Genomic DNA, 6246 nt, shown 5'->3' on the forward strand with positions numbered 1-6246 from the left:
CGATGAACAGGATGATGTCGCCGCGCTGGTTGATCTCCTTGAGCACCTTCTTGAGGCGCTCCTCGAAATCGCCGCGGTAGCGGGAGCCGGCGACGAGGGAACCCAGGTCGAGCGAGTAGAGCTGCTTGTCCTTGAGCGTCTCGGGCACGTCCCCGTTGACGATGGACTGCGCGAGCCCCTCGACGACCGCGGACTTGCCCACGCCCGGCTCGCCGATGAGAACCGGGTTGTTCTTCGTGCGCCGCGAGAGCACCTGCATGATGCGCTCGACTTCCTTCTCCCGACCGACGACCGGGTCGAGCTTGCCCTCGAGCGCCGCCTGGGTGAGGTTGCGGCCGAACTGGTCGAGCACGGTCGACGAAGACGGAGTACCCGGGTCGCGACCCGCGCCCTGGCCGGCGGCGGCACCTGCAGCCGCCTCTTCCTGGCCCGTGTTGCCGTTGACGAGCTGGATGACCTGCTGGCGGACGCGCGGGAGGTCTGCGCCGAGCTTGACGAGGACCTGGGCGGCGACGCCCTCCCCCTCGCGGATGAGGCCGAGGAGGATGTGCTCGGTGCCGATGTAATTGTGGCCGAGCTGCAGGGCCTCGCGGAGGCTGAGCTCGAGCACCTTCTTGGCCCGCGGGGTGAACGGGATGTGCCCGCTGGGAGACTGCTGGCCCTGGCCGATGATCTCCTCGACCTGCGTGCGCACGGCCTCGAGCGAAATGCCCAGCGACTCCAGCGCCTTCGCGGCGACGCCCTCGCCCTCGTGGATGAGACCGAGGAGGATGTGCTCGGTGCCGATGTAATTGTGCTTGAGGAGGCGCGCCTCTTCCTGGGCCAACACCACGACCCTGCGCGCACGGTCGGTGAACCGTTCGAACATCTTGTCCCTCACGTTCCTTGTGGTTTTGCGCTTTTCGCGTGCAGCGGATATCTAACTAATTCCGGCGCCCCGCCCGAGTCGCCTCTCGGCTCCCGCACAGGGGGTAGACCGGTCTGGCCGCCACTCTAGTGGCCACGGCCAGCGCCGGGCAGGTCCTCGGGCCGAGCATCGCTCCGCCCGCCACCGGAAAGGGCCGGATTCGACCCCATTACCCAGCCCAACGCACAGGTCGCGCTGGATATTGCCGATTTCCCACGAAACTCGTACGCCGTGAGCGAACGCGTGCGTGCGGGCCTCCCGAACGCCGCGCGGCGAGCGCAAATGGCGGAGAGCCTGCGGCGGATCCGTCTCCGCCGCGGGCTCCCCGCCGAACTGCTCGACTGTCTACTGCAGCACGTTCGCTGCGCCTCCCCTTCGCGTCCCCTACGCGTCGAGGTTGTCGGTGCCGGCGCCGGAGTCGCTCACGGCGCCGGACTCGTCCTCCGAGTAGTAGCCGTCGTGGTTGTTGTCGTGGTACTCGACGTCCGGGTGATCATCGAAGTCCGTGTCGACCTGGAGGATGTCGCCCACGCCGTCGCCGTCGGTGTCGATCTCGAGCTCGTCCGCGATGCCGTCGGCGTTGGTGTCGGTGGCGACACGTTCGGTGAACGAGTCGCCGTCCGTGTCGAGCTCGACCTGGTCGATCCGGGAGTCGCCATCGCCGTCGCGGAGGATCCCGTCGGCGTAGCCGTCGCCGTCGAGGTCCACTTCGTCTGAGGAGAACGGGTCGACGTCGGCGGTGCCGGAGAAGTCCACTCCGCCGTTCGCGGTCTCGCCGAGCGAGCCGAGATCGCCCGACTCGCCGAGCGGGGTCGGGGCCGGGGCGTTCGCCGCCTCGGCAGGTGCGGCCTCGGGGGCAGGTGCGGCCTCGGATGCGGGTGCGGGGGCTGGAGCCGGAGCGGCCTCGGGGGCCGGAGCGGCCTCGGGCGCGGGTGCGGGGGCTGGAGCCGCCTGTGCCCCGCCCGCGGCGAACATGGCATCGCCGGTGGCGAGCTGCTCGGGGGTGACGGCTGAGAGATTGTCGGAGTCGTCCACGATCCCGTCTCCGTCGAAGTCGCGCTCGCTCACCTCGTTCCCGCCGGGCGTGGAGTAGTACACGCTGTCGACGTGCCCGTCGCCCTCGTGGTCGTACGCCGTCACGTCCGCCTCTCCGTCGCCGTCGGTGTCCACTTCGATCATGTCCGCTGCGCCGTCGCCGTCTGTGTCGATGGCGGTCGTCTCGACGTAGCCGTCGTTGTTCGTGTCCGTGGAGACCTTGTCGCGGACCCCGTCTCCTTCGCGATCTTCGATGACCGTGTTGGTGATCCGGTCGCCGTCGGTGTCCACCTCGGCGAGGTCGATCCGGCCGTCGTTGTCATCGTCGTGGGCGGTGACCTCGGGGATCCCGTCTCCCGAGAGGTCGATCTCATAGGTGTCGACGCCGTAGCCGTCGCTGCTCGACGCGCCGGCCACATCGGCTCCCTCGACGCCGAGGAGGCCCTCGACCTGCCCCGCGACGTCCTGCGAACCCACGTTCGAGGGATCGATCGACTCGGTGGCGGTGGACGGGTTCTGGTTCTGGTTCTGTCCGGACATTTCGGTCTCCTCGTGTTCTCGTGCGCTGGCGTCGCTTGGGTTCTCGGTGTGCCCTCGGCCGCTTCCCGGCCGCTCGTCGATATGAGGGCACCGGCGACGAAAAGGTTCCCGGTGATCTCGTTCCCTTCGAAAGCGGTGGTCCACAGGGCGAAGTGCCGGCCACTCACGCATCCCCCCCGGCCTCGGCGGGCCGCCTCATCGCCGCCCGCTCCCGGCTAGGGTCCCCCTATGCGCCGCACACCCCGTCCCACTCTTCCGCACCACTCCGCGCACCGCGCCGCCCTGGTTGCCGCGGCGCTCGCCGTCATTTCCGCCACGTCCTTTTCTACGGCGGGCCTGCCCACGGCGGCGGCAGATCCCGCCGCGGGACTCCCGGCGGGATCGTTCGCGGGCTCCGCCGCAGCGAGTGTGACGGCGGGCAGCGCGCTGCCCGAGCCCGCACCGCTCCCAGAAGGAACCGCCCCATCCGCCGCCTGCGGCACCCCCCTGAGCGGCGAGGAGCTCGGCCGGATCGCCGAGCTCTCGGCCCGGCCCGTCGGCCAGGCAGACGCCGCTCCTACGCTCGCGGACTTCGAGCAGCGGGCGGCCGCCTCCGCACAGATCACGGACATCCTCGTCGCGCACGACGACCGGCGCGCGATCTTCGGCCTCGGGCTCGACCTGGTCGAGAAGGAGGCCGTGTTGCCGCTCTATGAGGAATCCGCGGCGCACCCCGAGGATCCCGCGCGCCCGATTCCGAACCTCCCCTGGGCGCTCACACTCAGCTCCCACCTCCTCGACGGATACCTCGACGCGATGCACGCCCATGCCACCGGCGGCGCGGTCGCCCCGCATTGGCAGCACTATTTCGAGGTCGCCGCCGACTGCTCGCTTCCGGGCGGCTACGCGGCGATGGCGGGGTACAACGCGCACCTCACCGTCGACCTCGCGCGCGCGGTCTCCACTTCCGGGACCACGCCCGCGGAGTACGGGCAGTACCTCGAGATCGTCGGGGCGATCGCGGATCACGGCGACGCTATGGTCGCGCTCACCTCCGAGCATTTCGAGGCCAACCTCGCGCCGCTGTGGCGGCTCTATTTCCTCGGCGAGGCCGCCGACGGGTCCGTGGGCGCCGCGGCGGGCGCAGGAAGCACGGGAATCTCGCCCGGCGAAGGACACCGGCTACTGCTTCGTACCGCCGATCAGGGGTATTCGACCCTCTCCTTCGGCAATGGACTCCTGCTCGCCGATCCCGCCACCGAGGCGGCCGGGCAATCCGCAATCGGCTCGACGTGGGCGGCCGCCGACCAATCACTCCAGGCACTCTCGACTCACGGATTCCTCTGAGCGACTCCCCTCGCGCCCGCGTCCCACTATCTGAAAATCCGGTGACGCCTCGCGCCTCTCTCGCCCAGACCGCGTGGGCGCGTTGAGGCGGCCCCGCCAACGCCGTACGCGGGGACTTTTATCGAATCGTAATATTTTTGACTACAACCTATTCCCTGCGCCGGGCACTTGAGCTAGGTTTCGATTAAGAAATTTTTCCTGAACCGAGGTTCACCGTGACGCCTACACATACCGCCGAGTCCCAGGACTCAACCGAGCCGCAGCAGGGGGCCGCGCTCGTCGCGCCTTCCCCTGCGGCCGTGCCCGTCGTACCTCCTGCTTCGGCCGCCCCGACCGAAGCCGTCATCGACGCCGAACCCATCCCCCGCGGTCAGCCGGAACTGCCCGTTTCCACGCACAGGATCCGCCACGGCCGGCGCGGTGCCCCGCGTCCGCTGCCGGGCTCGCTGCACCTCAACACTTCGAGGGCCGAGGCCGCGGCGCAGAGGCTCGGCGAGATCGCTGCCGCGGCCACCTCGGGGGCCCGCCTCGGCTCGAAGGACGAGCTCCGGGCCATCTGCGGGGTCTCGGTCGGCACGTTCAACGAAGCGATCAAGCTGTCGCTCGAGCGCGGCTTCGTCACCTCCCGGCCCGGCCCCGGCGGCGGTATCTTCGCCGTCGATCCCCCGGCCCTCGCGATGCTGGTCACGTGGTTCCGCGCGGCCGCCAGGGAGCGTTCGACCCTTGAGGAGTCGCTGCTCATCCGCGACGAGCTCACCCCACTATTCGTTGACAGCGCCGTCACGGGAATGGATGCCACGCGCAAGGCGGCGTTAGAACAGGCGATGGCGTCCATGCGCTCGGCGGTTGCCCGTCGCGATGTGGTCGACACGATCTGGGACGCGTGGTCCCTCCACAAGATCATCGCGGAGTCCTACGCCAGCAGCCTGCTCACCAGCCTCTACCTGTCCCTGCTCGACGTGGGCGCCTCCTACCTGCGCTGGGCACTGCTGCCCGCCGAGCGCGGCACCGACTCCGTGCCCGTGTGGCTCGGCGGGTTCACCGAGGCCCACGCCGCGCTCGTCGATGCGCTGTGCGCGTCCGATCGCGATGCCGCACAAAAGGCGATGCGCGGCATCGATCCGGGGCTCCTGCTCACCCCTCCCGAGAAGGGCGCGCCCGCCGAGGCCGTCTCCGTCGAGGAGCGCCGCTGAGTTCCTTGGGCGGGTGCAGTCCCCGCCCGGCTGGCGGGGTGGCCGGGCCGGAGCGCCCGCGGGGTGGTCTCCTATAGGGGTGCCCACGGAATTCGTCTTCGACGACGCAGCCGACGACCCGATCGACACGAGCGCCTCCGCCGTCTCGATCGCGCGCATCGGCTCCGAGCTGCCCGCCGCTGCTCTCGTCCCCGAGCTCCGGGAGGCCCTGGGCTCGCGAGGCTCTGCCGTCGTGTCGGCTCCGCCGGGAAGCGGCAAGACGACGATCGTCCCGCCGGTCGTGGCCGCCGCCTTCGCCGGCGAGCCGGGCCGCGTCGTGGTCACCCAGCCACGGCGCATCGCCGCCCGCGCGGCGGCCCACCGCCTCGCAGAGCTCACGGGGACGAAGGTAGGAGAGCTCGCCGGGTTCACCGTCCGCGGAGAACGGCGGGTATCGGCGGGCACCTCGATCGAGTTCTGCACGCCGGGCGTACTCCTGCGCCGGCTGCTCGCGGACCCGGGGCTGGAGGGGGCGTGCGCCGTCATCTGCGATGAGGTACACGAGCGGCAGCTCGACACCGACCTGGTGCTCGGCATGCTCGTCGAGCTTCGCGAGCTCCGTCCCGAGCTCGGCCTCGTGGCCATGAGCGCCACCGTCGACGCGCCGCGCTTCGCTTCGCTGCTCGGCGGCTCCCGCCCAGTGCCGGTCCTCGACTCGCCCGCGGTGCCACACGAGCTCGAGGTCAGTTACGCCCCTCCGCCGGGGCCGCGGCAGGACGGACGCGGGGTCACAGACGACTATTGCCGGCACGTCGCCTCGCTGGCGGCGCGATCTCTGGCCGAGCACCCGGGCGACGCCCTCGTGTTCCTCCCCGGCGCGCGCGAGATCGAGCGCGTCGCCGGACACCTCGGGCCGTTGCTGTCGGTTGGGGGTTCGGCTGGTGGCTCTGCCGGGAATTCGGCCGACACCGCCGCGGCTACCTCTACGGAGGTAGAAATCCTGCGGCTCCACGGTTCGCTGCCGCCGCGCGAGCAGGACGCTGCACTGCGACCCGCCGCCGACGGTCGCCGCCGAGTCGTGCTCTCGACTGCGGTCGCCGAATCCTCGCTCACGGTGCCGGGCGTGCGGATCGTCATCGACTCGTGCCTGTCTCGTGAGCCGCGCCTCGACTCCGCACGCGGGGTGTCCGGTCTTGTCACGGTCTCGAGCTCTCAGGACTCGGCGAACCAGCGCGCGGGTCGAGCGGCGCGCACCGCCGACGGCGT

At 70.5% G+C, this 6246-nt stretch carries 5 protein-coding genes; 3 read left to right on the plus strand and 2 right to left on the minus strand.

Annotation, left to right across the window (positions count from 1 at the left end; all coding sequences use genetic code 11):
• On the minus strand, positions 1–868 hold an 868-nt coding region (locus V7E05_RS07005; protein WP_442891625.1), incomplete at its 3' end, for a Clp protease N-terminal domain-containing protein.
• Positions 869–1291: 423 nt separating this feature from the next.
• The gene (locus V7E05_RS07010) at positions 1292–2482 is read right to left on the minus strand and encodes a hypothetical protein (RefSeq protein WP_333618955.1); all 1191 of its coding nucleotides are present in this window, start codon (positions 2480–2482) and stop codon (positions 1292–1294) included.
• A gap of 228 nt (positions 2483–2710) precedes the next feature.
• Between V7E05_RS07010 and V7E05_RS07015 the strand changes: the two genes are divergently transcribed.
• From V7E05_RS07015 to V7E05_RS07025, 3 genes are all read left to right on the plus strand, one after another.
• On the plus strand, positions 2711–3808 hold the full coding sequence (locus tag V7E05_RS07015) for a DUF5995 family protein (RefSeq protein ID WP_333618956.1): 1098 nt from the start codon (positions 2711–2713) through the stop codon (positions 3806–3808).
• A 215-nt stretch (positions 3809–4023) separates the two neighbouring features.
• Positions 4024–5001: an FCD domain-containing protein gene (locus V7E05_RS07020; RefSeq protein ID WP_333618957.1), complete on the plus strand. Its 978-nt coding sequence runs from the start codon at positions 4024–4026 to the stop codon at positions 4999–5001.
• Between the two features lie 79 nt (positions 5002–5080).
• Positions 5081–6246: helicase-related protein (locus V7E05_RS07025; protein ID WP_333618958.1), on the plus strand; the 1166-nt coding region annotated here is incomplete at its 3' end.

The organism is Dietzia sp. (assembly GCF_036741115.1).
Taxonomy (GTDB): Bacteria; Actinomycetota; Actinomycetes; order Mycobacteriales; family Mycobacteriaceae; genus Dietzia.